Origin of the sequence: Gilliamella sp. Choc4-2 (assembly GCF_001690355.1) — a bacterium.
Lineage (GTDB): Bacteria > Pseudomonadota > Gammaproteobacteria > Enterobacterales > Orbaceae > Gilliamella > Gilliamella apicola_A.
The window spans coordinates 19073-44980 of sequence record NZ_LZHG01000033.1; the positions used below are offsets into that span (position 1 = coordinate 19073).

General features: G+C 37.3%; 38 protein-coding genes. 31 read left to right on the top strand and 7 right to left on the bottom strand.

Annotated features, from left to right (window positions below; translation table 11 throughout):
• Positions 1 to 165: 165 nt before the first annotated feature.
• The 7 genes from A9G34_RS04595 (at position 166) to A9G34_RS11095 (ending at position 3141) form a co-directional block, all read left to right on the top strand.
• Entirely contained in the window at positions 166 to 462 is a 297-nt protein-coding gene (locus tag A9G34_RS04595; RefSeq protein WP_065569028.1) for a hypothetical protein, read from the top strand.
• Positions 462 to 842, top strand: coding sequence for a DUF5675 family protein (locus A9G34_RS04600; protein ID WP_081295268.1), 381 nt, complete (start codon positions 462 to 464; stop codon positions 840 to 842). Before A9G34_RS04595 ends, A9G34_RS04600 begins: the two co-directional genes overlap by 1 nt.
• A 114-nt stretch (positions 843 to 956) precedes the next feature.
• Complete coding sequence (locus A9G34_RS04605; protein WP_065569029.1) at positions 957 to 1277, top strand: DUF2570 domain-containing protein; 321 nt, start codon at positions 957 to 959, stop codon at positions 1275 to 1277.
• On the top strand, positions 1225 to 1446 hold the full coding sequence (gene lysC / locus A9G34_RS11090) for an Rz1-like lysis system protein LysC (protein WP_442902684.1): 222 nt from the start codon (positions 1225 to 1227) through the stop codon (positions 1444 to 1446). The genes A9G34_RS04605 and lysC overlap by 53 nt, the downstream gene beginning before the upstream one ends.
• A gap of 86 nt (positions 1447 to 1532) precedes the next feature.
• Complete coding sequence (locus tag A9G34_RS04610) at positions 1533 to 2093, top strand: ParB/Srx family N-terminal domain-containing protein (RefSeq protein ID WP_065569030.1); 561 nt, start codon at positions 1533 to 1535, stop codon at positions 2091 to 2093.
• Entirely contained in the window at positions 2072 to 2755 is a 684-nt protein-coding gene (locus A9G34_RS04615; protein ID WP_065569031.1) for an ATP-binding cassette domain-containing protein, read from the top strand. Before A9G34_RS04610 ends, A9G34_RS04615 begins: the two co-directional genes overlap by 22 nt.
• Positions 2701 to 3141: a GNAT family N-acetyltransferase gene (locus A9G34_RS11095; protein WP_176701473.1), complete on the top strand. Its 441-nt coding sequence runs from the start codon at positions 2701 to 2703 to the stop codon at positions 3139 to 3141. Before A9G34_RS04615 ends, A9G34_RS11095 begins: the two co-directional genes overlap by 55 nt.
• Here A9G34_RS11095 and A9G34_RS04620 read toward each other — a convergent pair.
• A complete protein-coding gene (locus A9G34_RS04620; protein ID WP_065569032.1) occupies positions 3094 to 3402 on the bottom strand; it encodes an ASCH domain-containing protein in 309 nt (102 codons plus the stop codon). The genes A9G34_RS11095 and A9G34_RS04620 overlap by 48 nt on opposite strands.
• A 104-nt stretch (positions 3403 to 3506) precedes the next feature.
• Here A9G34_RS04620 and A9G34_RS04625 point away from each other — a divergent pair, with 104 nt between their 5' ends.
• The 18 genes from A9G34_RS04625 (at position 3507) to A9G34_RS04715 (ending at position 17997) form a co-directional block, all read left to right on the top strand.
• The gene (locus A9G34_RS04625; protein WP_065569033.1) at positions 3507 to 3947 is read left to right on the top strand and encodes a terminase; all 441 of its coding nucleotides are present in this window, start codon (positions 3507 to 3509) and stop codon (positions 3945 to 3947) included.
• Between the two features lie 5 nt (positions 3948 to 3952).
• Positions 3953 to 5179, top strand: coding sequence for a PBSX family phage terminase large subunit (locus tag A9G34_RS04630; RefSeq protein WP_065569034.1), 1227 nt, complete (start codon positions 3953 to 3955; stop codon positions 5177 to 5179).
• Complete coding sequence (locus tag A9G34_RS04635; RefSeq protein WP_065569035.1) at positions 5176 to 6447, top strand: phage portal protein; 1272 nt, start codon at positions 5176 to 5178, stop codon at positions 6445 to 6447. The genes A9G34_RS04630 and A9G34_RS04635 overlap by 4 nt, the downstream gene beginning before the upstream one ends.
• Positions 6401 to 7240: a phage head morphogenesis protein gene (locus A9G34_RS04640; protein WP_065569036.1), complete on the top strand. Its 840-nt coding sequence runs from the start codon at positions 6401 to 6403 to the stop codon at positions 7238 to 7240. The genes A9G34_RS04635 and A9G34_RS04640 overlap by 47 nt, the downstream gene beginning before the upstream one ends.
• Before the next feature lie 61 nt (positions 7241 to 7301).
• A complete protein-coding gene (locus tag A9G34_RS04645) occupies positions 7302 to 8441 on the top strand; it encodes a DUF2213 domain-containing protein (protein WP_065569037.1) in 1140 nt (379 codons plus the stop codon).
• Position 8442: 1 nt separating this feature from the next.
• On the top strand, positions 8443 to 8943 hold the full coding sequence (locus tag A9G34_RS04650; RefSeq protein WP_065569038.1) for a structural cement protein Gp24: 501 nt from the start codon (positions 8443 to 8445) through the stop codon (positions 8941 to 8943).
• Positions 8943 to 9899 (top strand): major capsid family protein, encoded by a 957-nt coding sequence (locus tag A9G34_RS04655; protein ID WP_065569039.1) that lies wholly within the window; start codon positions 8943 to 8945, stop codon positions 9897 to 9899. The genes A9G34_RS04650 and A9G34_RS04655 overlap by 1 nt, the downstream gene beginning before the upstream one ends.
• A 15-nt stretch (positions 9900 to 9914) precedes the next feature.
• A complete protein-coding gene (locus A9G34_RS04660; RefSeq protein ID WP_065569040.1) occupies positions 9915 to 10292 on the top strand; it encodes a DUF4054 domain-containing protein in 378 nt (125 codons plus the stop codon).
• Positions 10289 to 10756: a hypothetical protein gene (locus A9G34_RS04665; RefSeq protein ID WP_065569041.1), complete on the top strand. Its 468-nt coding sequence runs from the start codon at positions 10289 to 10291 to the stop codon at positions 10754 to 10756. The genes A9G34_RS04660 and A9G34_RS04665 overlap by 4 nt, the downstream gene beginning before the upstream one ends.
• A gap of 302 nt (positions 10757 to 11058) precedes the next feature.
• Positions 11059 to 11490, top strand: coding sequence for a phage neck terminator protein (locus A9G34_RS04675; RefSeq protein ID WP_141670339.1), 432 nt, complete (start codon positions 11059 to 11061; stop codon positions 11488 to 11490).
• 2 nt (positions 11491 to 11492) lie between these two features.
• Positions 11493 to 13004, top strand: a complete 1512-nt coding sequence (locus A9G34_RS04680; protein ID WP_065569044.1) for a DUF3383 domain-containing protein — start codon at positions 11493 to 11495, stop codon at positions 13002 to 13004.
• Between the two features lie 8 nt (positions 13005 to 13012).
• Positions 13013 to 13444 carry a phage protein gene (locus A9G34_RS04685; protein ID WP_065569045.1) on the top strand — a complete coding sequence of 144 codons (432 nt, stop codon included), beginning with the start codon at positions 13013 to 13015 and terminating at the stop codon, positions 13442 to 13444.
• Entirely contained in the window at positions 13444 to 13860 is a 417-nt protein-coding gene (locus A9G34_RS04690) for a phage tail assembly chaperone (protein ID WP_065569046.1), read from the top strand. The genes A9G34_RS04685 and A9G34_RS04690 overlap by 1 nt, the downstream gene beginning before the upstream one ends.
• 146 nt (positions 13861 to 14006) lie before the next feature.
• On the top strand, positions 14007 to 15794 hold the full coding sequence (locus A9G34_RS04695; protein ID WP_065569047.1) for a phage tail protein: 1788 nt from the start codon (positions 14007 to 14009) through the stop codon (positions 15792 to 15794).
• Complete coding sequence (locus A9G34_RS04700; protein ID WP_065569048.1) at positions 15794 to 16507, top strand: phage baseplate protein; 714 nt, start codon at positions 15794 to 15796, stop codon at positions 16505 to 16507. The genes A9G34_RS04695 and A9G34_RS04700 overlap by 1 nt, the downstream gene beginning before the upstream one ends.
• Before the next feature lies 1 nt (position 16508).
• Positions 16509 to 16850, top strand: a complete 342-nt coding sequence (locus A9G34_RS04705; protein ID WP_065569049.1) for a phage baseplate plug family protein — start codon at positions 16509 to 16511, stop codon at positions 16848 to 16850.
• Positions 16819 to 17643, top strand: a complete 825-nt coding sequence (locus A9G34_RS04710; RefSeq protein WP_065569050.1) for a phage protein — start codon at positions 16819 to 16821, stop codon at positions 17641 to 17643. Before A9G34_RS04705 ends, A9G34_RS04710 begins: the two co-directional genes overlap by 32 nt.
• Positions 17644 to 17682: 39 nt before the next feature.
• On the top strand, positions 17683 to 17997 hold the full coding sequence (locus A9G34_RS04715; RefSeq protein WP_065569051.1) for an SHOCT domain-containing protein: 315 nt from the start codon (positions 17683 to 17685) through the stop codon (positions 17995 to 17997).
• 268 nt (positions 17998 to 18265) lie between these two features.
• Here A9G34_RS04715 and A9G34_RS04720 read toward each other — a convergent pair whose 3' ends face one another.
• Complete coding sequence (locus tag A9G34_RS04720) at positions 18266 to 18712, bottom strand: type II toxin-antitoxin system HicB family antitoxin (protein WP_065569052.1); 447 nt, start codon at positions 18710 to 18712, stop codon at positions 18266 to 18268.
• A 22-nt stretch (positions 18713 to 18734) separates the two neighbouring features.
• The gene (locus A9G34_RS04725; RefSeq protein WP_065563028.1) at positions 18735 to 18917 is read right to left on the bottom strand and encodes a type II toxin-antitoxin system HicA family toxin; all 183 of its coding nucleotides are present in this window, start codon (positions 18915 to 18917) and stop codon (positions 18735 to 18737) included.
• A 78-nt stretch (positions 18918 to 18995) separates the two neighbouring features.
• Here A9G34_RS04725 and A9G34_RS04730 point away from each other — a divergent pair, with 78 nt between their 5' ends.
• From A9G34_RS04730 to A9G34_RS04755, 6 genes are read left to right on the top strand one after another with little or no spacing between them, the layout of a single operon-like run.
• Entirely contained in the window at positions 18996 to 19775 is a 780-nt protein-coding gene (locus tag A9G34_RS04730) for a Gp138 family membrane-puncturing spike protein (RefSeq protein ID WP_065569053.1), read from the top strand.
• Positions 19769 to 20134, top strand: a complete 366-nt coding sequence (locus A9G34_RS04735; protein ID WP_065569054.1) for a hypothetical protein — start codon at positions 19769 to 19771, stop codon at positions 20132 to 20134. Before A9G34_RS04730 ends, A9G34_RS04735 begins: the two co-directional genes overlap by 7 nt.
• Positions 20115 to 21236: a baseplate J/gp47 family protein gene (locus A9G34_RS04740; RefSeq protein ID WP_065569055.1), complete on the top strand. Its 1122-nt coding sequence runs from the start codon at positions 20115 to 20117 to the stop codon at positions 21234 to 21236. The genes A9G34_RS04735 and A9G34_RS04740 overlap by 20 nt, the downstream gene beginning before the upstream one ends.
• Positions 21229 to 21876, top strand: coding sequence for a DUF2612 domain-containing protein (locus A9G34_RS04745; protein ID WP_065569056.1), 648 nt, complete (start codon positions 21229 to 21231; stop codon positions 21874 to 21876). Before A9G34_RS04740 ends, A9G34_RS04745 begins: the two co-directional genes overlap by 8 nt.
• 4 nt (positions 21877 to 21880) lie before the next feature.
• On the top strand, positions 21881 to 22639 hold the full coding sequence (locus tag A9G34_RS04750) for a gp53-like domain-containing protein (protein WP_065569057.1): 759 nt from the start codon (positions 21881 to 21883) through the stop codon (positions 22637 to 22639).
• A 14-nt stretch (positions 22640 to 22653) separates the two neighbouring features.
• Positions 22654 to 23064: a tail fiber assembly protein gene (locus tag A9G34_RS04755; RefSeq protein ID WP_065569058.1), complete on the top strand. Its 411-nt coding sequence runs from the start codon at positions 22654 to 22656 to the stop codon at positions 23062 to 23064.
• Positions 23065 to 23254: 190 nt separating this feature from the next.
• On the opposite strand, the gene A9G34_RS04760 is transcribed toward A9G34_RS04755, so the two are convergent.
• The 4 genes from A9G34_RS04760 to A9G34_RS04775 all read right to left on the bottom strand — a co-directional run bounded on the left by A9G34_RS04760 (position 23255) and on the right by A9G34_RS04775 (position 25562).
• Complete coding sequence (locus tag A9G34_RS04760) at positions 23255 to 24346, bottom strand: hypothetical protein (RefSeq protein ID WP_065569059.1); 1092 nt, start codon at positions 24344 to 24346, stop codon at positions 23255 to 23257.
• A gap of 91 nt (positions 24347 to 24437) precedes the next feature.
• Complete coding sequence (locus tag A9G34_RS04765; RefSeq protein WP_065569060.1) at positions 24438 to 24635, bottom strand: hypothetical protein; 198 nt, start codon at positions 24633 to 24635, stop codon at positions 24438 to 24440.
• A gap of 72 nt (positions 24636 to 24707) precedes the next feature.
• Entirely contained in the window at positions 24708 to 24917 is a 210-nt protein-coding gene (locus A9G34_RS04770; protein WP_065569061.1) for a hypothetical protein, read from the bottom strand.
• A 78-nt stretch (positions 24918 to 24995) separates the two neighbouring features.
• Positions 24996 to 25562: a hypothetical protein gene (locus A9G34_RS04775; protein ID WP_065569062.1), complete on the bottom strand. Its 567-nt coding sequence runs from the start codon at positions 25560 to 25562 to the stop codon at positions 24996 to 24998.
• Positions 25563 to 25908 lie beyond the last annotated feature (346 nt).

The window sequence follows — 25908 nt, forward strand, 5'->3', positions numbered from 1 at the left end:
TTTAATCAAACCGCTTAATTGCGGTTTTTTTATACCCAAATTTCACGCATGTCGGCGACATTGATGTCGTCAACATCTACAGAATCGACAGCAAAGCTAGACACACACATAACTACACAATAGCTAGTACGCTGTCACATCATTAACTAACAAGAAGAATTAATTATGCCAATCAAAGATCCTAATAATTATGATTGGCTATACCAGTTAATAGCTGCTGTTGTCGGCTCTATTGCAAAAATAGCGTTTGATATTTTAAGCGGTAAATCATTCACGCTAAAAGTAGTCATTTGTCAAGTGATAGTCGCATTATATGCAGGGCAGCTAATGGCTTGGATAGCTACAAGTAGGCACTGGATAGATGAAGAAAAATATTGCGCTATAAGCATTGCGAGCTGGCTAGGTGCTGAAATGATAAAGAATATTGCTGATAGATTTAAAGATAAAACAGGAGGGAATTAATGGAGCTAACAAGATTAAAAACAAGTGAGCATAGTACGTTTGGTAAACTACAACTACCGTCAGGTATGGTTTTGTCAACCTTAGAACTGCCGTGGAAAGATAATCAACGTCAAATTTCATGTATTCCTGCTTCTATATATCAATGCGATATCGTTAATTCACCAAAGTTTGGTCGCGTATATCAAGTCAAAGACGTTCCTAATCGCTCTCATATTTTAATCCATGCAGGTAATTGGACCAAAGATACACAAGGCTGTATTTTAGTCGGCATGAGCAATAACGACACCCAGTTATTTGAAAGCAGAAAGGCGTTAAATTTGCTGATGAACGAACTTAATGGACAGTCATTTAAGTTGGAAGTTATAGAAGCTTATGAATAAATTAAAATGCTACGGTTTAAAAATAATTAGATTATTTTTGTTTGATTGGATTGATTTTTTGTTTTTGTTTTTTTTTGTTTTTTTTTTGTTGCTTTTTCGTATGATGGGGGTGGTATGCCAAAATTAAACATCGCTGGCATAGTATTAGTCATTGTTGGGTTTATCTCAGCTATACATTTCGGTTACAACAATTATCAAGAGAAGAAACGGCTACAAAAAGATAACGCTGAACTGTTCGGAAAAATCGAACAGTTGAACCAGGACATCACTAGAAACAATCAAATCATAACGCAACGAGAGCAAGAGAAAGCTCAAGGGGCTATGTCAATTAAGCAACTTCAAGAGCAAATAAAAGATGCGCTTAAAAATAATCAATGTGCTAATGATTTTATGCCTAGCAACGTGTCTGACTGGATGCGGAGCGGTAAAAACTGAGTACGTTTATCAATGCAATATTCCTGCATCACTAACACAGCCAAATAACGAGCCTCATATTGATAAACGAATCACTTGGGGACAATGTCCAGTTTTGTACACTGAATTATTGAACGAGATTAGGCAGTGTAATAGCGATAAAAAGGCGATAAGGGAAATTAATAAATAACTATTCAATTTTACCGCATAAACTATAAAAATTTACGGGCAGTTATAAAAAATAACTGCATATTTAATCAAATTAGCGACATTCTAATGAATTCATTAAAAATTACTTATAAAAAAGTTAGCGACTTAAAAAAACATATCAAAAATTCAAGAACGCATTCAGACGATCAGATTCAGCAAATAATTAATAGTATTATAGAGTTTGGTTGGACAAATCCGATTTTAATCGATGAAAACGATATTATGATTGCTGGACATGGACGTCTAGATGCGGCAGAAAAGCTCAACCTTGATAATATCCCTTGTGTTGTTTTGAGTGGTTTAACGGATGTGCAAAAAAAGGCTTACTTAATCGCTGATAACCAGTTAGCTCTTAATGCTGGATGGGATTTTGACATCTTACAATCAGAGATTGCTGATTTATCGCTAAGTGATTTTGATGTCAGCTTACTCGGTTTTAGTGATACGGAATTAAATAAACTTTTAGATAATAATAATTTATATGAAGAATCTAACCATGATTTATCGGAAAAATCTTTGGAAAATAAAATTATTGTTGAAATTGAAGTAGCAACAGAAAAAGAGCAAGAGCAGTTATATAATGAAATGACAGAGAGGGGGTACGCATGCCGTCTTTTAACATTGTAAGAACAACGCAGCCTAGCAACTCATTTAGAGTAAAATCAATCGCTGGTAAGTTTGATTTAGATGATAATCACAACACGGAACATTTTGACGGTAATATTGATCTACCAGAACATTGGAATGTAGGTCTTATTGTGGGCGCAAGTGGTACTGGTAAAACAACTATAGCCAAGGAATTGTTTCCTGATAGTTATGTTTATGGTTACGAATATAAAGAAAAATCAGTAATTGATGATATGCCTAAAAACTTATCTGTTGATGAAATTTGTAAAGCGTTTAATTTGGTTGGTTTTTCTTCTCCTCCTTGTTGGATAAAGCCCTATCATGTATTAAGCAATGGTCAAAAAATGCGTGTTGATCTAGCAAATGCTTTACTATCAGATCAGGAAGTTGTTGTTTTTGATGAGTTTACTAGTGTGGTAGATCGTCAAGTCGCTAAAATTAGCAGTTTCGCAACACAAAAAGCTGTTAGAAAAAAGAATAAAAAATTTATAGCTGTTGGTTGTCACTATGATGTAGAAGATTGGTTGATGCCAGACTGGGTATTTGACACCAACACCATGACATTTCGCATAGGGAATAAAAAAAAAGACCAGATATTAGTTACGCCTTGGCTAGAGTACATAGAAAAGAGTGGAACAGGTTTAGTAAGTACCATTATCTAAGTCATTACCATCACCCTGCAGCTGAATGTTATGGCCTTTTTATTGATAAGGAGTTAGCTGGGTTTTGTAGCGTTTTGCACTTTCCTCATCCAATATTAAAAAACCTAAAAAGGGTTCACCGCCTAGTTATACACCCTGATTATCAAGGCTTAGGGATAGGTTTGAGGCTGTTAAATGATGTAGCAAAGCTATATATACCTAAATTCAAATTTGGTATAATTACATCGTCTCCTCCGTTAATACTATCTCTATCTAATTCCCCTGATTGGGTGCTTATTGATCAGGGTAGAAAAGTATCAACAGGAGGCAAGATACACGGCTCAAAAAGAACAAAAACATCAGACAGTCGATACAGATATACAACTTCGTGGAGATTTAAATTCTAGATGTATAGCTATTAAATCAACTTCTATCGGTAAAGCAAGTTTTACATAGCTAGGAGCATCATTCCATTTTATAATTTCTAACTTCACAATTTTAGCTTCTATTCTCGGAAATAGATATCCGTTTGCTAAAATTGCCGTTTTTCCGACTGATAATGTTTTAAAATTCCATCTTTTCCCAAAATATCTATATTCAATATTTTTATCTCCATTCATAAACATTTTAAAATATTCTTTTTTAAGCGGGAAAAAAGCATTAGTCATAATGTAGCACCTCTCTATTAATATTAAATAATAAAATTATAAGATTCTAAAAATTAGAATAATAGAGAGGATTTTAAAAAACACATAATAATAGGTTTAAATTTATGGTAAGACCAACAAACTACAGAAAAGAATACGCTGAGCAGGCTAGAAAACTGTGCTTGTTGGGCTATACAGATAGACAGCTAGCGGATTTTTTTAATGTGAATGAAAGAACCATTAATAGATGGAAAATTGATCATAAGGAGTTTTGTCAGTCCGTAAAAAACGGAAAAGAGTTTGCGGATATTAATGTTGTTGATTCTTTATATAAAAGAGCTATTGGTATTGAGTATGAGGAAGTGGAGTTAAAAACAGATGGTAAAAACAAATCTAAACGAGTTGTAAAAAAACTCATTCCACCAGATACAACAGCTCAAATATTCTGGCTTAAAAATAGACAACCTCAAAAATGGCGAGACAAACAAGAAATAGACCACACATCATCAGATAGCAGTATGTCGCCTAAACCAACACGAATAGAGTTAGTCACACCGAAAGAGTAATCACTATGACAACAGCACAAATACAGTTACCTAAAAAATTGATATCTGTGTTTGTAGCCGAAAATGTCAGATATCGCGGCGCATACGGCGGTCGAGGTAGTGCAAAAACTCGAACGTTTGCATTAATGACGGCTATTAAAGGTTATCAATTTGCAGAGGCAGGGGTAAGCGGTGTAATACTATGCGCTCGTGAGTTTATGAACTCATTAGCTGATTCGTCAATGGAAGAGGTCAAGCAGGCTATACGTTCAGTTGATTGGCTTAATGATTACTATGACATTGGACAAAACTATATCAGAACAAGAAATGGATTAGTTAGCTATGTGTTTTGTGGTTTACGTCATAATCTCGACAGTATTAAATCGAAAGCACGCATATTACTATGCTGGGTTGATGAGGCGGAAAATGTATCAGAAATAGCGTGGCGAAAATTAACGCCAACGGTTCGTGAAACTGATTCAGAAATTTGGGTTACATGGAACCCTGAAACTGAAGGAAGCCCGACTGATGTAAGATTTAGGAAAACCCCGCCAGATAACGCCATCATCATTGAGATGAATTATAACGATAACCCATTTTTCCCTGATGTGTTAGAACAGGAGCGATTAAATGACCTAGCCCGATTGGATTATGCGTCCTATGCGTGGATTTGGGAAGGTGCTTATCTAGAAAATTCAGATAAACAAGTTTTAAGCGGTCGATATGTTGTTGAAGAATTTGATGACAATCTACATAAAAAAGCAGAGCGTTTATTATTTGGTGCAGATTTCGGCTTTGCTAATGACCCGAACACATTAATCCGCTCATTTATTTTGAACGATTGTCTGTACATCGAATATGAAGCGTACGGCGTTAATATCGAACTCGACGAAATGCCAGCTTTTTATGATTCAGTGCCAGAGTCAAGAAGATGGACGATTAAAGCGGACTGTTCAAGACCAGAGACTATCAGTCACATCAAGCGCAAAAGCTTTAATATTTCAGCCGCAAAAAAATGGCAGGGCAGCGTCGAGGACGGTATCGCATATCTGCGAGGGTTTAAAAAAATTATTATTCATCCCCGATGTAAACACACCGCAACTGAGGCGCGGCTATATAGCTATAAAACCGATAGGATGACGGGTGAGGTGCTGCCAATCATTGAGGATAAAAACAATCATTGCTGGGATGCCATCCGATACTCATTAGATGGTTACATTAAACATAAATTATCAATTTTGGATGTATTATGACACAAGCAAATTATATTACTGATTCAGTAGAGAGCCTGTATACATCGCTGGGTAATAAAAACGATTCTGTTAGATATTCAAGTAAAAAAATATCTGACCGACAGCTGTTAAATATGTATAGCAGCTCTTGGTTAACTGGTAAATACATCGATAAAACAGCGGATGATATGCTCAAATTACCAAGGGTTTTTAGTGGTGATTATGATGAAAACCTGTTAAAGCTTGTTATTGAAAAAGAAAATCGATTAAAGCTAAACGAGATAAAAGAAAAATTTTTGGCGTTTGGCTCATTGCTTGGTGATGCGTTAATTGTCGCCATTACTGATGCTGATGATTTGTCGCAACCGCTATCAGATGTCGAGGATATACAGCGCTTTATTGTGTTAACTAAAAATGAGTTTAATCCAGATAGTAATATTGATGATGATTTGAAATCAGCGAATTTCGGTAAACCAATTTACTACACAATCGGGCAGAATGATAAGGTCCATCATTCACGCTGTCACAGATTGAAACTTGGTAAATCAAAACTGACAGACAGAAATCAATTTGGCACATCGGACTTGCAAAACAAATACAATGCGATTCGGTTGTTTGACACAACAATTACATGCATTGGCGATATTATTCAAGATAGTAATGTTGATGTTTTATTCATTCCTGACTTGATAGCAAAAGTGGCTCAGGGTAAGGAAGATGATATTAGAAAGTTCATCAATTTAATTAGTCATACTAAATCATCAATGAATGCTATTGCGTTAGATGCTGGAAACAGCGAGGCGCAGGGGCGATGGGAACAGAAAACAGCAACATACGGCGGATTGTCTGATGTTTTAACTAAACTAATTACTGTTACCGCAGGTGCGCTAGATAGACCGATTACCGTGTTATTTGGACTATCTGCGAGCGGATTTTCGACTGGTGAAGAAGACTTAGAATCATACCACGGTACAATCAATGCACTACAAGAAAGCCGATTGCGACCTGCTCAAGAATTTATCGATAAATTCATTCTCGATAAAATGATGCCAAATCATGGACTAACGTTTGAATATCCGTCAATCAAAGTTGTCAATGAAGACAAGGAAGCCGCCAGATTTGGTCAATTTGCTAGCGCTTTTTCTGCTTTGGTTACTGCTAATATTATTCCTGATAAAGTGGCACAAACCGAGTTAATCGCGCGCAAACTGCTAATTAACACTACGGAAGAGGATTTGAAAGATGGAGATTTATTCTCTACTGAAGAATTCGCTATCGGGTCGCGATAGGTTTTTACCACCAACAACGCCCAGTAAAAGAGCTGAGGTTTATTATCGCGATGCGCTAGCCGATTTTATTCGAGCGATGATAAACCGAATTACCGATGCGCTGAGTAAAAAGAACCTGGTTGACGCTGTCGCAATTAGTGATGATGATTACATTAACTCTTTAATCGAAGTGCTGGCGTCAATTGCTGGCGAGCACATCGAAGAAAGAGCTAAATTATTGGCCACTCGATTTGTGAGTAAAGTTCACTATCAGAACAAGACACAATTTACTCGTAACTTTAAAAATGCGTTTGATGTTGACCTTTCAAGTATTGTTGAAAAAGAAATTTTGGGCGATACGTTAGCAGTAGCTATTCAGCAAAATGTCGAGCTAATAACATCAATCAAAAACGACTTTATCAATGACATTGGTTCAAATGTTTTCACAAACTACAAAAAAGGTTTTAGACACGGCGAGCTAATTAATGAAATTCGTGCCAGAGGCAATGTCTCGTACTCTCGTGCAAAACTCATTGCAAGAGACCAAACAGCTAAAATCAACGCAGATTTCGAAGAAGAGCGTAATAAAAAGCTAGGTTTTGATGTCTACAAGTGGAAAGGCGCAGGCGACGCACGGGAACGTGAATCGCATTTAGTTTTAAATAACATGTTATGCAAGTATTCAGACCCAACAGTCTATTCAGATGATGAGGGTAAAACATGGAAAAAGCGTAAGTCAATTGGTGGGTATATCGGCAAATGTGGCGAAGACTTTCAGTGCCGATGTTTAGCTATTCCGTATATTAAATTCTAATCAAAATTAATCATTCAATGCTCTAACTGAGTAGGATTATTTACGTCTAAAAGAGGGCTTTATGGCTTGGGAAATAACACCGCAGGGCTACCTAAAAACAACCGCAAGAATTACAAAAGGTAGTGTTTTGCAGTACTACGGGCATGAAATTGGATTAACTGATAGCAGAGCCAATAGGCTTGTTGATGTTAACAGAACAATTGATGAACTCAGCAAACCTGAGACGCTTAAATCAATTGACGGTATGCCGATCACAATTACACACCCAGACAAAAAATCGGTTGATGCTACTGACTGGAAAAATAAAACAGTTGGTCATGTTCAAAATCCAAGAGCAGAGGGTAATTACATTGTATGCGATGCGTATATTCAAGATGCGTCAGCAATTGAGTTACTCAAAAACAAGGATATTCGTGAATTATCTGTTGGTTATGAACCTGCTGATATTCAAGAGGTTAGCGGTAAGTTTTATCACAAAAATATCAAGGTCAATCATGTCGCTATCGTTGCCGAAGGTCGCGCTGGCTCAGATTGCAGATTAAACGATAGTAAACCAAAAATAGGAGCAAATTTAATGCCTAATAAAAATAAATTACTCGCATTAATCAATTCGTTTCGTAAACGTCTAAATGATGCGGAAGGGGAGTTGTCAAAAGAGGAGATTAATAAAATGATTGATGAACTCACAAAGCAATTGGAAGAAGTTCAAGGTAAAGAAGATGAGGAATCAAAAGCTAAAGCTGATGAACTTCAAAAACAAATCGATGAGCTAAAAGCAAAACTTGAAGCTTTGAACGATGAAGAACCAACAACAGGCGAAGGCGACAAGGACGCCCGAATTACTGCTTTAACAGCAGAGCTTGAACAGGTTAAGAAAGAGCGTGATGAACTAAAAGCGCGTGTTGAAGAACTAGAAGCAGAAAAAGACAAGGACAGTGTGATGAATGATGCTAAAGCACGATTTCCAAAAGCCAAGTTAAATGATGCTAAAAGTGGGCGTGATGTTCGTGTTGGTGTGTTAGTTGATCACGGCATTTACACAAAAGAGCAAGCGGCAAAATTAACTGATACAGAAATTAGAGCCGCTTATGCAGGTTTAGCAGCTACCAGCGCAAAGAAAAACAAGGTCGTTTCAAGTTTGCTTAATGACAGCAAAGAAGCACCTGCAAAATCAGCAAGCAAACGATTAGGAGGCAAATAATATGGGTTACAGTTTTACAAGTTGGGATTCAGAACAGGGGACAATGCAACCCGGTTCTATTTACCGTGTATCTAGCTCGGACAGTAAAGTCTGGGGCGAAGAAAATTTAACGGGTAAAGATTTATTGTGCGGTACATTCGTGGCAGTAAATGCTGAGGGTGGTATCAAGGCAATCGGTTCGACTGATGATTTAATTCACGGGATTGTCGTCCGAGATATTTACGGTGACAAACATCCGAATAATCGCCAGATCAATATTGGACACTTTTCTCACGGTGATTCAGTTGTTGCGCTAGCAGTAAATGATATCGAGTTAAAACGTGGTGAGCGTGTTTATATCGTGCCTACAGGTGACGATGCAGGAAAAATTACAAATGTTGCCGCAGGTAATATTGATTTAGGTTATTGGGTTGAACGTGTCAGCAATGGTAATCACTGCGCAGCAATTACATTAGGTTATGCGCAATCGGTTAAGGTTGCAACAAGAGGAGCTAAAGCATAATGGCATATGAAAATGTAGATTATAGTGACGTTATCACAGAACAACTGTTAGAGCGTGATAAACAGTTACAAGAAAAAGAACTACCAGAAATCAATATCGGTCAAGCTGTACCCGTTACCGAGGGACTGGACTTTGCAATCGAAGAATGGGAGTACGGTGTTACTGAAGTTCGTGGGTCTGTTAAAAACGGCGTGATTGGTATTAAAACCACATCACTTGAAACAATTGACAGCACCATTGAGGCGAAAAAATCACCAGTAGTTCAATGGGCTAAAGGTCTTGTGTACACTCAACAAGAAATTGAGAAAGCACAAAAATTAGGTATTAATTTACCTGCCAAAAAGCAAAGCGATTTGTACGCTAATGCCGTGGCGACAATTCAATATGCTGGATATGTTGGTCACGAACAAAAAACAGGGCAAGAGGGTTTATTAACTGGCTTACAGGTTGACGTGCATAATGACACGTCAGGCAAAACATTAGCCGATATGTCATCTGAGGAATTTGTTAAAATGATTCTCAGCGCATACGATAAAGTGTGGTCACGCTCAAACTACACAATCCAACCAACACATATAGCGATGGACGCTGCCGATTTTATGACAGCTATGCAAAAGTTCGATCCGAACCCTCAAATTGTAGGTACTGATTTACTACCAATTGCGGCAATGGATCGCGTAATGGCTGCGTTACGTAAAGCATCACAAAATGAGAGCTTTAATATCAACTTCGTTAAAGTGCCCGCTCAATATGCTAAACAGATAAATAAAAATAAATCTCGATTAGCTATTTATTCTCATGACGAAGACTATCTTGAAATGAAAGTACACATGCCAGAAATCTTAGAAGTGATGAGAAAGGATTTACTCTCATATCAAAGCGGCTATCGTTCGGCGTTCACCGGTGTGATGTGGAAGGAGCCTAGATCTGCGCAGTATGTAGATTATAAATCCTAAAAATAAGGGGTATTTATGAACTTTCGCAATGAATACCCCGAATTTTCAAAAGTCGATGATAGTACAATCAAGCATTTTTTAGAAAGCGGCGCGCTTGTAGTGAATGAAAAAGTATGGGGTGAGCTATACGACCTTGGCTTGTTTGCTTACACGGCACACAGATTAGCTATCAAGGGCTTTTTAAATCGGGATTTAGACGATAACGTTATTTTTAACAATGGCGAAAACTTTAAATCAGTATCGAGCAAGTCCGCAGACGGTTTATCAATCGGTTACACATCGCAAAACACATCATCAGGCAATCCCAGCGACTACGACTTAACCTCAACTTCATACGGTCAAGAATATCTACGCTTGCGTCGTTTAATAACTCCAATCGGAGTTATCGGATGAGTGAATTAGAAATCGTAAAACAACTAAAAGAAGTTATGAAGCGAGCTGAGCGACTAAACCGTATTCAATTAGTTGTCGGTATTCCGAGTAATGAAAACTCACGAAAAGGATCGACTGGTATAACCAATGCTGAGCTCGGTGTTATTCATGAATTCGGAGCGCCAGAAAAAGGTATTCCAGAACGTTCTTTTATGCGGTCCACAGCGTCAGAAGAAGCTGAAAACGTGGGAAGGCTTGGTAAATCTCGTGTTGCTGAGTTTTTAAAAGGTAAAAAATCTGCGCACGACGCTTTAGCTGAAGTGGGTGCTTATTTGCAAGGTAAAATCGTTGAGAAAATAACTGATGGCGATTTTGTGGTAAATAAAGAAGAAACAGCAAAGCGCAAGAAATCAAGCAAACCGCTTATAGACACGGGACAACTTCGAGCATCAATAACTTATGAGATAAGGGAAAATGAAACGTGAATTAATATCGCATTTTTTAAGAGATCCGTTTTTTGCTACTAAAGTTAATTTTGAATCGGCGGGTGATATTATCTGCATAATTCAACCTGCTAGCAATGATGATTTGCAAATATTGCCCGAGGGAGATAGATACAACCCTACAGTTCGTATTTTTTCGCGTACACGGCTAACTAACGGAATGTTATTTCAACATCATAATATGCGATTCCGCATTATTTCAGAATCAATATGGAGTGATTATGGCTATTACGACTGTCTCGCGACTCGATATGATGGAAGTCAGGCGCACGATAGCGGAGGTTTTGACGTTACCTGAGGAGCTAGTATTTGATGCTAACAATATGCAGGATGTTTCAAATCTAGATAAATTTATCACGGTACTAAATGCGTATCAGTCAGATATTGGTACTGAGGTTAAATTTAATGGTACAGATGAAGAGGAGATAGCGTCAACTCTCAGAGAGGTTACTATCTCAATCAATGCTTACGGTAACAATTCGTACGATATGCTGTGTAAACTCACTGAATCAATGCGATTAACAGCGGTTTGGCAGCGATTGAGACGCTTAGGTATGGGGTATCTAAAATGCTCACAAATTCGAAGTCTGCCGACAGCTATCGCAGGCGGTAAAGAGCAGCGTGCGCAGGTCGATCTTACATTTTCAATTAATCCAATCGTCAAGGCTCAAGTAGACCGTGGCGATACAGTAAAATTTAATTTAGAGAAGGGGTAATAATGAGTTTACCAATTAGTCAAATTGTAGATGTTACTCTACAACAATCACCGAGAGGTGCACAAAAACGTGATTTGAGTGTTGTTGCTATTTTCACAAGTGAGATGTGCGATGAATTTACAAATCCAGATAATCGTTATGTCGTTGTTTCGGATGTTAACAGTGTAGCGTCATTGTTTGGCACTAATTCAGATGCTTACCGTGCGGCTTCTGCGTTATTTTCAGCACGACCAAAACCAAAAACCGCGTTAATTGCTAGATATATGAAAGAAAATTTCACATCATCAGCGATTGGTTCAAAAATTAACGGTTCAGCGTTGGCAGTTTCATATGTTCAATTTAAAAATATCATCGACGGTTATTTGTCATTTTATTTCGGTGATACAAAAATCGATATTAAAGAGCTGGATTTTTCATCTGTTTCAAGTATGCAAGATGTAGCAAATGTCGTTAATGCAAAACTAAATGATCTTGATGTTAAGTTTATTTATGACGCTGTAGGTAGTCGATTCATCTTATCAGCAAATACCGAGGGTAAAGGTGCTAATTTTGGTTATGTATTTGATGCGCAATTAGATGGTACTTATGTCGGTAGCATGACTAATCTGATTGATGGAAGAGGTACACTAATTAACGGTGAAGATGCAATCACCTACAATAAAGAAACACCTGCTGAGGCATTGAGCAAGTTACAAAATCAATACCAAAATTGGTACGGCGTTTATTTTGCTAATACGATCACTGATGCTGAATTAGTTGAGGCTCATGATTGGGTAGTAGCTCAGGGCGTTGAAAATGCAAAAGTTATGGCGTACACAGAAACCAGACCAGCTAACATTGAATATACTGATAACAACGTGCTTAAAACGCTATCAAAACGCAATAGCGGTCGTTTGATGGTTCAGTATAACAATAAGGGTAACACTCATGCCGCGGCTGAATTAATCGGTATTGCTTTGACAACGGTTTGGACAGGTGTAAACACGGCTAAAACGGTTAAATTTAAGCAAGAAGTTAGTGTCACATCAGACGATAAAATCACTATTAACGAAGCAACAAAATGCCGACGCCTAGGCATAAATTTTTACACTGATTACGCGGGTGTAAACATGTTGGCTGAAGGGGTAATGCTTGGTGGAACGTTTATTGATGAAACGACAGGCTTAGATGCTTTCATTAATGCAGTGCAGGTTCAAGCTTTCAATACATTACAAGGTCAACCTACAAAAATCCCACAAACAGACCGCGGTCAGCAAATTTTAATCAGTTCGATCAAGGTGGTTGGCGAGCAATTTATCAATAACGGCTTCTTAGGGCTAGGCAAATGGACACTGGGCGACCTGGGCGAACTATCGTACGGCGACCAAATCAATGGTTATTATTTCTATTCTGATTCGTTCGACATGCAAGATACAGCAGATAGAGAAGCTCGCAAGATGATGCCTATTAACTGTGCTCTTAAACTTGCTGGCGCAGGTCATAGCGTCGATATTATTGTTCAATTCAATCGATAGAGGTTTATATGTCTAAATCATTTTCTTTAGAAGACGCCGTTTTGACTATCGACGGCACTGAAATTACGGGCTACGAAAATGCGCAGGATGCTATCAGTATCGCACCGATCGGCGATGACGGCGATATCACATACGGCATTAACGGTAAAGGTGTTTTTGTTCATTCATGCAATCGTGGCGCAACTGTTACTATTAAAACGTTACAGCATTCTGAGACTAACCAGAAATTAAATCAGTTACGTAATGCTCAAATTAATAACCCGACTACAGCGACGGGTAAATTAATTACTTATAAGGATTTACGCAACGGTGATGAGTTTTTGCTAACAGGTTGTTGGTTTACAACACCACCAACGCACGCACGGGGAACAGCGCACAACGGCGTAACGTGGACATTTAAAGCAACTAAAGCAGAATTTGATATTAAGGGAGGTTTATAATGCAAAGCACGGATTTTACTATTGATGATGTAGTTTATACATTCACACAAGCAGATTTTTTCAAATCAAATAAATACCTAAAAAAATTAACAGCTCTACTTCAGGGCTGTTTTTCATTTGATGGAAATAAATCAGGTTTTGACATTGGTCAACTAGCATCAAATATCGGCTCTGAACAGTTTACTGAAATAGAAAAATTCATTCTTGATTATGTCACTGCGGTAGATGAAAACGGTAAAAAAGTACTGTTTCAAAAACCACAAGAGGCAGGGGAATTTTTTAACACGCACAGAAGTCATTACTATCAAGTAATTATCGAGGGTTTGAAATTTCATTTTTTGGGTTTTTTACCAGGTGGCATATTGTCCAATCTAAGTACGCTCAGCTTGGAGGAGATAACTCAGAAAGCGATGTAGATTGGTTCGTGTGGGGCGTTGTCGTAAATAAATACGCAACGCTCCACGAACTCAGAACCGTCTATTCTCTCGATGATGTTATCGATATGCATAATGTAATAGCTGAAACTAAATTAGCAGAAAAACAACAGCAGAGCGAGGCGTAAATGGTTTTAGAAGAATTTTTATTGAAAATTGGAGTTGACGCCTCAAAAGCTGGCGAAATTGCCGCAATTATCGCATTGCTACAGTCTGGAGCTGATAGATTATCAGATACCGCTAATGAGATGCAGAGTGATATAAATAGGATGATTCAGCAAACTCAGCAGTCAACAGAGGAGGCGGGTAAATCTGCTGATGAGGCAAAATCAAAATTGAGCAAGCTAAAGCTTGTGATTATCGGATTGACAGCAGCATCTGCGCTCTATGGTAAACGGGTATTGAGGGCGTTTAATAACGCAATCGATAAAGCCCGTGAGTTAGCAACTCAAAAGGGGGCGCTGTTCAAAATTTCACAGAGAGAGCTCATTCAAGCAGAGTATTATAAACGTGAAATGAACAGAACAGGGCTAGCTCTCGATAGTGTAAAAACTAAAATTGCATTAAATCTTGCGCCTGCGCTGACCAGATTAATTGCTGGGTTCAGAAATTGGTTAACAGTTAATAAAGAATTGATTGCTGACGGCATTACAAAAGTCATTAAAGCAGTCGGGATGGCAATTCAGGTGGTTGTTAACTTTGTTAAATTTATTGACAAAATCATATCAGGGACAATTGGATGGAAAAACGCACTAATTGCGCTTGGTATCGCTTGGGCGGTGCTCAATCGAGCATTTTTATTTAGCCCCCTCGGTATAATTTTAGGTTTATTAACTGCGTTAATGCTGTTAATAGATGACCTCATGGTCTACATGAACGGTGGTAAAAGCCTATTTGGCGAGTACTGGCAACCGTTTATCGACGGGGCTAAAGCGGCTTGGGAATTTGCAAAAACATTCTGGGAATTTCTCAAGGCATTGTGGACTGGTGATACTAAAAAAATAAAATCGTTATCTAAGAGTTTGTTTGATTCAATAGTAAGTGGTTTTAAATCGCTAATAGCTGGTATCAAGTCGTTACTGTCAAAAGTGTTTAAAAACATACTAATGTTTTTCGGTATGTCTGAACGTGCAGCAAGTGAAACGGTAGATAGAATTGGTAAGATTTTTAACTTTATTATTGATGCGCTAACGCTACCGTTTCGAATGTCATATAAAGTAATCTGCCAAATAATGGATTGGCTGGGTGCTGATACTGGAGACTCTGTCAATGCTATCAGAGAAACGTTTTGGGCTATTTTTGAGTTTTGGACTGCTCCGTTCAAAGCTGCTTGGAAATTCATTAATGACCTTTTTGACATCTGGGAAGATGACACTACCACTACTACAGACAAGATAGGCGAAACATTTTGGGCTATTTTCGATTTTGTTATATCTCCGTTTAAAGACGCTTGGAATTTTGTAAAAAGCCTGTTTAAAGCGTGGGTCGGAGATGTCGGAGATGCTACCAAGAAATTTGCTGAAACGTTTTTAAAAGTGCATGAGTCAATTACTGCGCCATTCAAAAACGCGATGGATTGGATAAGAGATAAATTTTATGGATTTATCGATTCAGTTAAAAGCAAAGTCAAGGAAGCTTTATCGTGGATTGGATTAGGTGGTGACGATGATGAGATAGAAGTCACAGCTAAGCGATTAACTAATACAAACATTCAAGCGAAGCTCAGCACAGATGGAGCTAAAGCAGGAAGTTTTATGCCAGCAAACAAAAACATAAATAATAACAATGCGGTAACTATCAATAACACAATGAACGTTACAACACCACAGGATGGATTCGATAGTTTAAATAGCCTGTCTAATAACGCTGTGCGTAATTTAGCCGATAATACACAAACGGCGCTAGGATATAACTAATGTTTAAATCTATATTAAATAAATTATCAAATAATTTGGGGTTAATTATCAGTGATAATTTCACATTTGGTCTGGATATCAACACTGTTGAGCAGCACGCATCAAAATTACGAGTAACAGAAAACCCGATCGAAAACGGGGCTAATATTGCGGATCATGCGGTATTAGACCCTAAAGAGGTTACTGTTTATGGGCTGGTTGTTGGGTATGAACCGCGAATTAGCGCGATTGAGAGTATGACTGGCTATAGTTTTGAGAAATACCCGCTACCCATGAGAGTTAATTCAATTACGGATCAGGCTGAAAAAATCATTCAACGTTATTATGCGTTACGCAACCATGGAGTAAAAAAAACAGTCAATCAAATTGTGGCCGATTTTCTACCTGATTATCAGTCTCCGTTATTAAATAGTTTATCATCAGATCGTATAGCAGATGCTCATGAAAAGCTGTTAGCAATACAGCGTAGCGGTGAACCTGTAACGCTACAAACAAATACACGGCAGTATAAAAACATGGTGCTAACATCTGTTGGACTCACTCAAAAAAATAGAATGAGTGGCGAGTTTTTATTAACGTTTCGTGAAATTTTCATAGTTGAAACGAAAATTGCTAGCGGTATGAGCGTACCAAACTCAGAAACGCGGAATTTAGGAAAAACCCAGCCGCAGGAAAAACAGGGTTCTATACTAGATAATATTGTTAGAGGTTAAAATGCATGTTATACAAACAACAGCGGATAATGTATTGATTCAATCATTTTCATTATACGATATGAACCTGCGATTAACATTAAGATATAACGCAATATCAAATGGCTATCAATTTGATTTATTTGATATTGATAAAAATGAATATATTACGAAAAATAAGGGGCTATCTGTTGACAGCCCATCGTTAATTGAATTTAATTTGCCGTTTGTATTGGTTTTAGATGACAGGTCAGGGCTTGGAATTAATGCTGTATCTAAAATTGATCTTAATAATCGTATGCAATTACTAACAATGACTAAGGGAGAATATCGTGAGACAATTCGGCAGGTTGTTAGAGCTTAAAATTGGCAACCGCAACGAGAGTATTGTAATTAATAATCTCAGGGTTTCGTTTTCTATAAAAAAAACGCTAACATCAGAGCCAAATACCGCTGAAATATCAATATATAATCTCAATGATTCTAATAGAAACCTCATCACTAGCAAACAATATCATTTTTTAGAGTTATCAGTATGCTATAAAGAGGATGTTTTGAGATTAATATTTTGTGGTGATATTTTGACGGTGGAAAATAAACTAACAGGACAGGACATTATCACAACAATGCGTTGTGGTGATGGACACCGAGCTTATACAGAAAAAACTATTATTAAAACGATGCAGAGCGGGCAAACGGACAGCGATTTCCTAAACGAGGTGGTTAGTAGTTTTGGAGTACAAAAGGGCGCCATTAATTTGCCAAATGATAGAGCGTTGCCTCGCGGTAAAATTTTCATGTGCGACACGCGTGAGGCGATGCATAAAATAGCTATAAACAATAATGCTGATTGGTCTATACAGGATGATCAGCTGGTTGTTATCCCTAAAGATAAAGCCCTCGCTAATAGTGAGGGTTGGGTAATTTCTAGAAACACAGGAATGATTGGAATCCCGAAAAAAACTAACGACGGGCTAGAAATTACAACGCTATGCAATCCCCATTATAGGATCGGTTCGCTTGTTCGTGTTGAATCAAAGATCGCCGAGTATAACGGCGATTATAAATTAAGCTCGATTGAGCATAACGGCGATTTATGCAACACAAACTGGCATAGCAAATTGGTTTGTACCGGTGGTAAATTTCAAAAAATTTGATATAATGCCGATTTTTTAAGCCCAAGGAATTTAACGGCGATGAAATATTGTACTTTGTGTCAAAGAAATGTAATACCAAAAAGAAAAATTGGAACGGGAACGCTTATTGGTATTATTTTTACAGGCTTTATTTGGGTTTTATTTATCCCTTTTTACAAAAAAAGATGCCCACTATGCCACGGAGATAGACTAGTTAAACCTGAGAAGGCTTTGCAAAATTCAAATAATCATCAAGCAATTCAGAATCCGAATATATCCGTTTCTGATGAATTGAAAAAATTAAATGATCTAAAAGAAAGCGGCGTTTTATCGCAGGAGGAGTTTGAAAAACAAAAAATAAAATTACTGAATTAATGATTAGATGCCGGTTTTCGAACCCCTGACGCCCAACAAATAATGTTGACTCTGTTTGTATCTTAGTATATCTTCAAATTACCTACCCAGCATGGGTGGATACGTTCCCTGTATACACAGGGATAAACCGAGGTGATAAGGTTCAATTCTTGTCCATTAACCGCGTTCCCTGTATACACAGGGATAAACCGTAGACAAATTGTAATACCTCAAATAAGAGTTCCCTGTATACACAGGGTGTAACCCCCCTCTTTCGAGGGGGTTTTATTTAACGGGCTTTATTTTGCGTCGCCAATTCATTAATGGCTGCCGCTGCCAAAAAATTACTCCGATCCCTATAAACCGAGCTCGGCGCTTTAACTGCATTATCTATTCTATCGATCAGAATATCTGGCAATGTGATATTAATTCTTTTTTGTTTACCAACAAATGATGATAAATCAACGTCAATAATGACCCATGTATCGTAATGAGCATATTCACCGTTATTTTTATACGAAACATGATCATTATGAATATCGTTAACATCATAATCACCTGATTCAATCATATCCTGAACAGTTAACAAAATAGCCTCAGTTGCCATTGCTGGGATGTCGTGTTCTTTGTCGGCGGCAGAATAACAACTATATTTTTCATTGCATAACGCAGGCACGACAATGCCGTAAGCGGTATCGCTATCGTTCGGGGTTTCAATGCCAAGAGTAAAAAACATAATCCCTCCAAAAGTTGGCGGGCTATAAAAGCCCCGCCGATTTTTTGATTGATCTTACTGTGCCAATCGGTAAATCTGATTTTGGATGAGGAACTGGAAACGTTTTATTAGTTATCGGTGAGTAAAACATATGATGACTACCTCTAACTCGTTTCAGAACACATCCTGCGTTAGTAAGTTCTTTTATCAGGTCAGTTGATTTCATGTTTACCTCCTAACCTGAAAATAATTATACACACATATACACATATGTCAACGATTTTATTAATTAGGTACATTCATTATGACAGATTCACTATTTGCAGCAGTTGAAAATCAAATTAAGCGCGCTCAATCGAATATATACACTGCGCTACCGGCTCAGGTCATTTCATTTGATGGGCACACAGTTAGTTGTCAGGTGATGATTAATCGAGTTATAGCAAACGGGCAGGAAATAAAAATCCCCCCGTTGGTAGATGTCCCCGCACAATTTCCGCATGCTGGTGGTTTTTGTATTACTGTGCCGATAAAAGAGGGTGATGAGGGGTTGGTGGTTTTTTCTAGTCGTTGCATAGACGGCTGGTTTGCATCGGGTAACGCATCAAAACCGTTAGATAACCGAATTAACGATCTCAGCGATGGTTTTTTTATAGTTGGCTGTAATAGCGCACCTAATAAAATACCTGATTTTTATCATGACGGCGCATCTATGCAAACTGACGACGGTTCAACTCATATCCGACTAACGAACGGTACAATTTATATCAAGGGGCATATTGAACACACCGGTAATTATCAACAACTAGGAAATTACACTCAAACTGGTAACTATCATCAGGATGGAAATTACACTCACACCGGTAATTATCAACAATTAGGGGATTACATTCAAACCGGTAACAAAATCCAGATTGGTTATTATAATTTATCTGGTAATTTTGGACAAACCGACGGTGAATCAAATAGCACTGGCGTTCTACGAGTTAAAAATGTGATAACTAATATTGGCGTTAATCTAAACGAACATGTTCATACTGGGGTTATGAGCGGAGATGAAACAACAGGAGAACCAAAATGCTAGTTAGAGAGTTAGATCATAATCATGACTGGACGTTTGGACACGGGTTGGGTAACTATTTAGATAGCTCTGAGGCGATAGCTCAATGTGTAAAAACTAAATTATTAGCATTAAAAAGAGATTGGTTTTTAAATCGCGAGGACGGTATCGCATGGTTTGATTATCTAACTAAAAACCCGAATACAAAACAGTTAGAAATTGATGTAAAAGCGGAAATTTTCAAGGTAGACGGTGTGATCAATATCAATAGTTTTGACATTTTGTTAGATAGCGATACTCGACAATTTCTAATCCAAATCAGTTACACCGACAAATATAATAAAACCAACGAGGCATCATTCAATGTTACAGATAACAGATAAGGGCGTTGAAATTGACGATTTATACACTATTCAAAATAGATTAGTTAGAGCGTTCAAGTCAATTTACGGTGAGAATGTCAACCTTGATAGTGATACCCCCGACGGGCAATTACTGGGTTTATTCTCGCAAGAGCTAGCAAACATTCATCAGGCGGTTTCGTTTATCGTTCAGATGTTAGATCCGTATCAGGCAACGGGGCACTGGTTAGAACAGCGAGCTATGTATGCAGGAATAACACGAATTACAGCCTCGTATTCGTATATTGATGAGGTGATTTTTACTGGATCACCAAAAACGACAATACCAAATAATTCAATTTATGTTGACAAGAACAAAAACAAATGGGTAACAACTGAATCAATAACATTAAATGACCTGGGTAGCGCACGCGTTAAATTCAGATCGTTAGAACTGGGTAATTACAATGTTAACGCACTTGATGAGTTTACACCAAGCACAATTATTATTGGTGTTGATAAAGTCACAGCAAATACAAACAGTTATGGCGGCGTTGATGAGGAAACTGATGCGCAACTATTGAGGCGATTCATGTTGTCACACTCAATTAATAATTACGATGACCGCCGAGGCATTCAATCTGCATTAATGAATATAACTGGCGTGACAAAGTGTAAGGTGTACGAAAATTACACTAATGAGATTGATGAAACGGGTGTTCCTGCTCACTCATTTAATGCCGTTATTTTGGGTGGTGCTGATGAAAAAATAGCGGAAGTGATCACCAAGAAGAAAATTGGCGGATGTGGGCTATTCGGGGAAATTGAAACGTCTTATCTGTTAGATGATATACCAAGAAAAGTTTACTTTGACAGACCGAAAAAAATTGATGTCAATGTCTCAATGGTAATTAGTCGTTATGAGTCATTTAACGATATCAATATTGAGCAAATCAAAACCAATTTAAAACATTTAGAATTTGAAATTGGTGAGAATGTTTACGCGTCGCGTATTATTTCAAGCATTAATTTAGTTGACGGGTTTTATATTAAATCACTCACGGTTAATAGTTCAAATATTGCCAATATCGGTTATCGAGAATATGCACAGATAAATAATGTTGAGGTGCTGATTGATGAATAGGGAGAATTTTATCATCTGGCAGTATCGAACCAAACCTAATGCGCTGGGAACGATTAGAGCTATCTACAGAGAAACAGATAACACATTTAAAAATGTTATTCAATTGGCGGACATTCTCAATATTGACCGTGCAACTGGCTATGCATTGGATTTGGTTGGCAGGCATGTTGGTGTATCGCGAATTTTACCAACAGCAATAGCTAAAAAATATTTTGGATGGCTCAGGGATAGGTCAGCGTTGCCGTTCGGTATTGGTGAGTTTTATCGATATGGTGACGCATTACACGCATCAGTCGTTTTAAATGACAATGACTATCGTTTTTTTATTAAATCCAAAATCACTAAAAATTATCAAACTGGAGAAATATCAAATATTGTTAAATCAATTAAATTCATGATCGGCGAGCGCGGAAATATCATTGATGCGCAAAACATGACTATGAATGTGCTAGTAGATAGCGATCAACTCAATTCATTAACACTATACGCAATTAGTAAAATGGATATTTTAGTGCGACCGATCGGCGTGATGTATCGCTATTTGGTTCTAGCTAATAGCGAACCGTTCGGGTTTGCACACGATAAACATTCACAGGGATTTAATTTAGGTAAATTTGCACGAATTCAAAAAATAGGATAACTTTATGAAAATTCAGAAAAAACCAGATTATTTAATTTTTGCTGATTCAGCAAAAACGGGGGAGATCAGCGATTTTCCTGATGTAAATAGAGGGTGGGGGATAACTATTGAGCAAACAGCATCAAAACCGCCAATGGAATGGATGAATGGAGCATTTAATCGCATTGATAAAAATATGCTGTATCTATTACAGCAGGGCGTACCTGAATGGAGTGAAACCGTAAAATACCCAGTTAATGCAATGATTAAATATAACGGCATTCTGTACACTGCAATAGCTGAAAACGATAACGCCAAACCATCAACTAGTGCAACCAAATGGACAACTCTCATTAATGGAAAATATCTGCCAGCCAATAAACTCAACGATATTCAATATGAGGTGACCGTTGAAACTTATTTTAAACAACGCCCAAAATTTGATAATTCTGGCATGGTGGTATTAAATGATTTCGAGTCTAGACACTCAACAAATGGTTATCAAAAATTGCCATCTGGACTAATAATTCAGTGGTGTAGCTCAATAACAAATTCAACTGGCTCATTAACGCTGACATTGCCAATTGCGTTCCCCAACAATCTGTTTAATGTTGTTGTTGCAGAGGCAAATGGGGATGGGTGGGATAACCGCACTGCGTACTCGTATGGCTATGTACTAGGAAAATCCTCACGCTCAACAATTAAAATTTTATCCCGCGTTATAAATCCCGGCAGCGTTATTGGCGCAGCTGGCAGATTTTCATTGATAGCAATTGGCAACTAATAACTGGAGACCATATGACAATTTATTATAATGCGGCGGCAAACGCATTCTACGATTCAGAAATCAATACAATTCCTAAAAATTCAATAAAAATCAGTAGAGAACTACATGCAAAATTATTGCAACAACAAACCATGGGAATGGAAATAAAATCAGACGAAAACGGACGCCCAGTAGCTATTGAGTATGTTTTAACTCCAAATGAAATTATTGAGGTGAATAAATCAAAAAAAACAGTATTAATCAATGAGGCGAATGAAAAAATAGAGGTTTTACAGGATATCATCGATTTGGATATGCAGGAATCAAACGAGGAGGAACTGCTAAAACAGTGGAAAAAATACCGCATTTTATTAACTCGTGTTGATGCGTCTGATGTTAATACTAAATTTCCAAAAAAACCAAAAAAAACAGTTGACATATAAATAATAAATAATATAATTTCAATGTTACTCTCATTGAATGGGATAAAAAATTGCTATTTATTCGTTAGTACACCGTTCCCTATATTAATAGGGATAAACCGATAGTAAATAAATGCTATTGAATAATATGTTATCAGTTCCCCACATCCGTGGGGATTTTTATATCTACCTGCTGAGGATTAGCAGACTGTTAATCCTGGTATCGAGATACTACCCGATTTAGAGCAACAGCCAATGATTTTTGTTTTTCACTGCGTAGAGCTGTAATATCTGACGGCACGAATCGTTTCATGATTTTAATTGCCGATTCATTAATGCTATTATTTTTTAAATAAATCTCAAACAACATAGCAATTTCGTATTGCAAATCGTCATCATGATGGACGCTAAATGTTTTTATTTGTTGAGATAAAAAATAGATATCACCACTCAAATTTACATCAGAATAACAAAAACAATGCTCCTCTGTGCTAAGGGGCTTTGCTTTGTTATATAAAATAGAAAATGCATTAATTTCATCATTAACTGTAGGGTTAATATTTTCTGGCAACACTATACTGCCATCATTTATTTTACTCACTAACTGAATGTTGGCTAGTCGATTTCGATAAAAAAACGGCTCCCCATTTTTGTTTTTAGCTACTAGCGGTAAATTGTCCATTCTGGTTGTTTGTGGTGCAGGCTCCCGTAAAAAATGGGTGTAGCAATTTGTTTTTTTACCGCATAATGAACACTCACCGAAAACAGTATTGATAAATTTAATTTTGTATGGGTTTGAAAATATCTCATTAAATGAATATTTTTTTTCAATTTTGTTATTTTTTATTATTTCCCGAATCGTTTCCCCATTTTTAAACATTAATAATTTATTGCAATATGAACTAGTTGAATAACCCACTCCGCAGGGTCCTCCAAATAGGGCGGTTACGAATAGGGACTGTGTCGCACACGCCTCACATAAACAGTTAATCATGCCACGTTTGATAAAAAAATCGGTATTTCTCTTTTTTGTATTCTCTCGTGGCTGGTTATAGACTAGCTGGTCAATCGTAACCTCTTTCGGTGATATGAATTCATCAATAGGTGTTTGAAAAAAATTAATAAAATCATTTTCATTAATATTTTTTAAGTAATTTTTCAACAACATAAATACAACTATTGCATTTTGATAACCCGTGACAGTTCCAAAAATTTTATACACTGGTATGTCGAGCACCTCGTCAATATTGGTTTTTGATGCACCGTTTAAACAGATCCAATCATCCGTTAGTAAATTTAACATTATAGTTTCCCGTTAAAAAGCCGAACTAGCACTCACTACATAGCCACAGTAATGAGCATGGTTATTATAATAATAAGCCCGGGCGGGCTTATTAAACATTATAGTTTTGGAAAGTTTTTTCCATAAACTCCTCACTCTCTGGGTCAACATCGATAGCGCAAGTTCGTACAACATCGTACCCCGCTGCGATCGCCTCTTTTTCAACAAAATTAAAAAAAGCTTTAGCCTCATCATCGTCCATGTTAAATCTTCCTGCTGGGTCATATGTGTTAATAGTGATAGTTGTCATTTTTATTTCCTCTGTTTTGTTAGTTGATGATGTTATTATATGTAGAGCGCTCTACAAAGTCAAGTGGTTTTTTTATCTTTTTTTGTTTTTATCTGAATGAAATTTTTTTAATAGTAATAAACCCGCAAAAATAGCTGCTTTTTTTGAGCCGTACAGTTCACCCATTTCAATTAATAGCGCATTTTCATTATCAGAAATATATGCACCGGGCATTCTCGGTTGTCCCACTCGTTTTTGCATCTGTTTTTTTATTGCTCGTTTTCGCGATTCAGTCTGTGCCATTTTACCTCCGTACAGTTTAATGTCGTTATTCTGTAAAGCCCAAAGCTAGGCCTTACCTTGTGACTGCTTTAGCTGTGATTAGCTCTCCAATTCCGCGATTCTGGCGGTGATCCGCTGTAGCTCGGCTTTTAGTTTCGCTAGCTCAATAGATTTATCATCTGTTACATTTCGAATGATTTTGTATTCTATAGCGTCACATTCATCTAAAAATTTAACAGCCCCATTGTACAGGTCTAGAATTCTAAAAACAGCTCCCTCCTCAATTTCAGTTGTCCAATATTTAGTTGAGCCGCCTGAGTTCGCTGATTTTTTTGTAAATGTAATTTTCTCCCCATTTCTGGCGCCTCCGTCCCGCGCCTTGGCTTGAGCAATAATTCGTCCCGCTAAATAAATCGGACCTAACTCTGATTTCATTGTTTTTTTAACGGTAACTTCCACATCAACGCATGATTGATTGTAACCGTCTGTTCCAAAAATGCGTAATAATTCAGTAGTTACAATATCGGTAATTTTGCTGTCAAAGATCCATGATTTTTCATCAAAATCAAATACCCCGCCAATTTGTTTTGCTGCCTCAGTGAATTCAGGGTTGTATTGAGTTTTTACATGAATAGTGTTTTTAATGGTTTTGATTGATACAAACATATTTACCTCTCTATTGAATAACTAAAAATTATCTAATTTGTATTGCGATTAGTTGATGATGTTATTATATGTAGAGCGCTCTACAAAGTCAAGTGTTTTTTTGCTTTTTCGTGCTATTTTGATGTGAAATAGTGATGAAGAAATCGATGTTATGATGTATAATTAGCGCGTCAAAGCACCAATTCAAGCCCTCGATTATTTCACGGTATAGAGGGTTTTGTTTTATAAAATACCGTCAAAAAAAATTTAATGGGTATTTTTGACGGTATTTAAAAGAAACTAATATTAAGTATTTATATTATTCAATATGTTAACTATCGTTTTAGATTCCTGCTGGGGTCAAAAT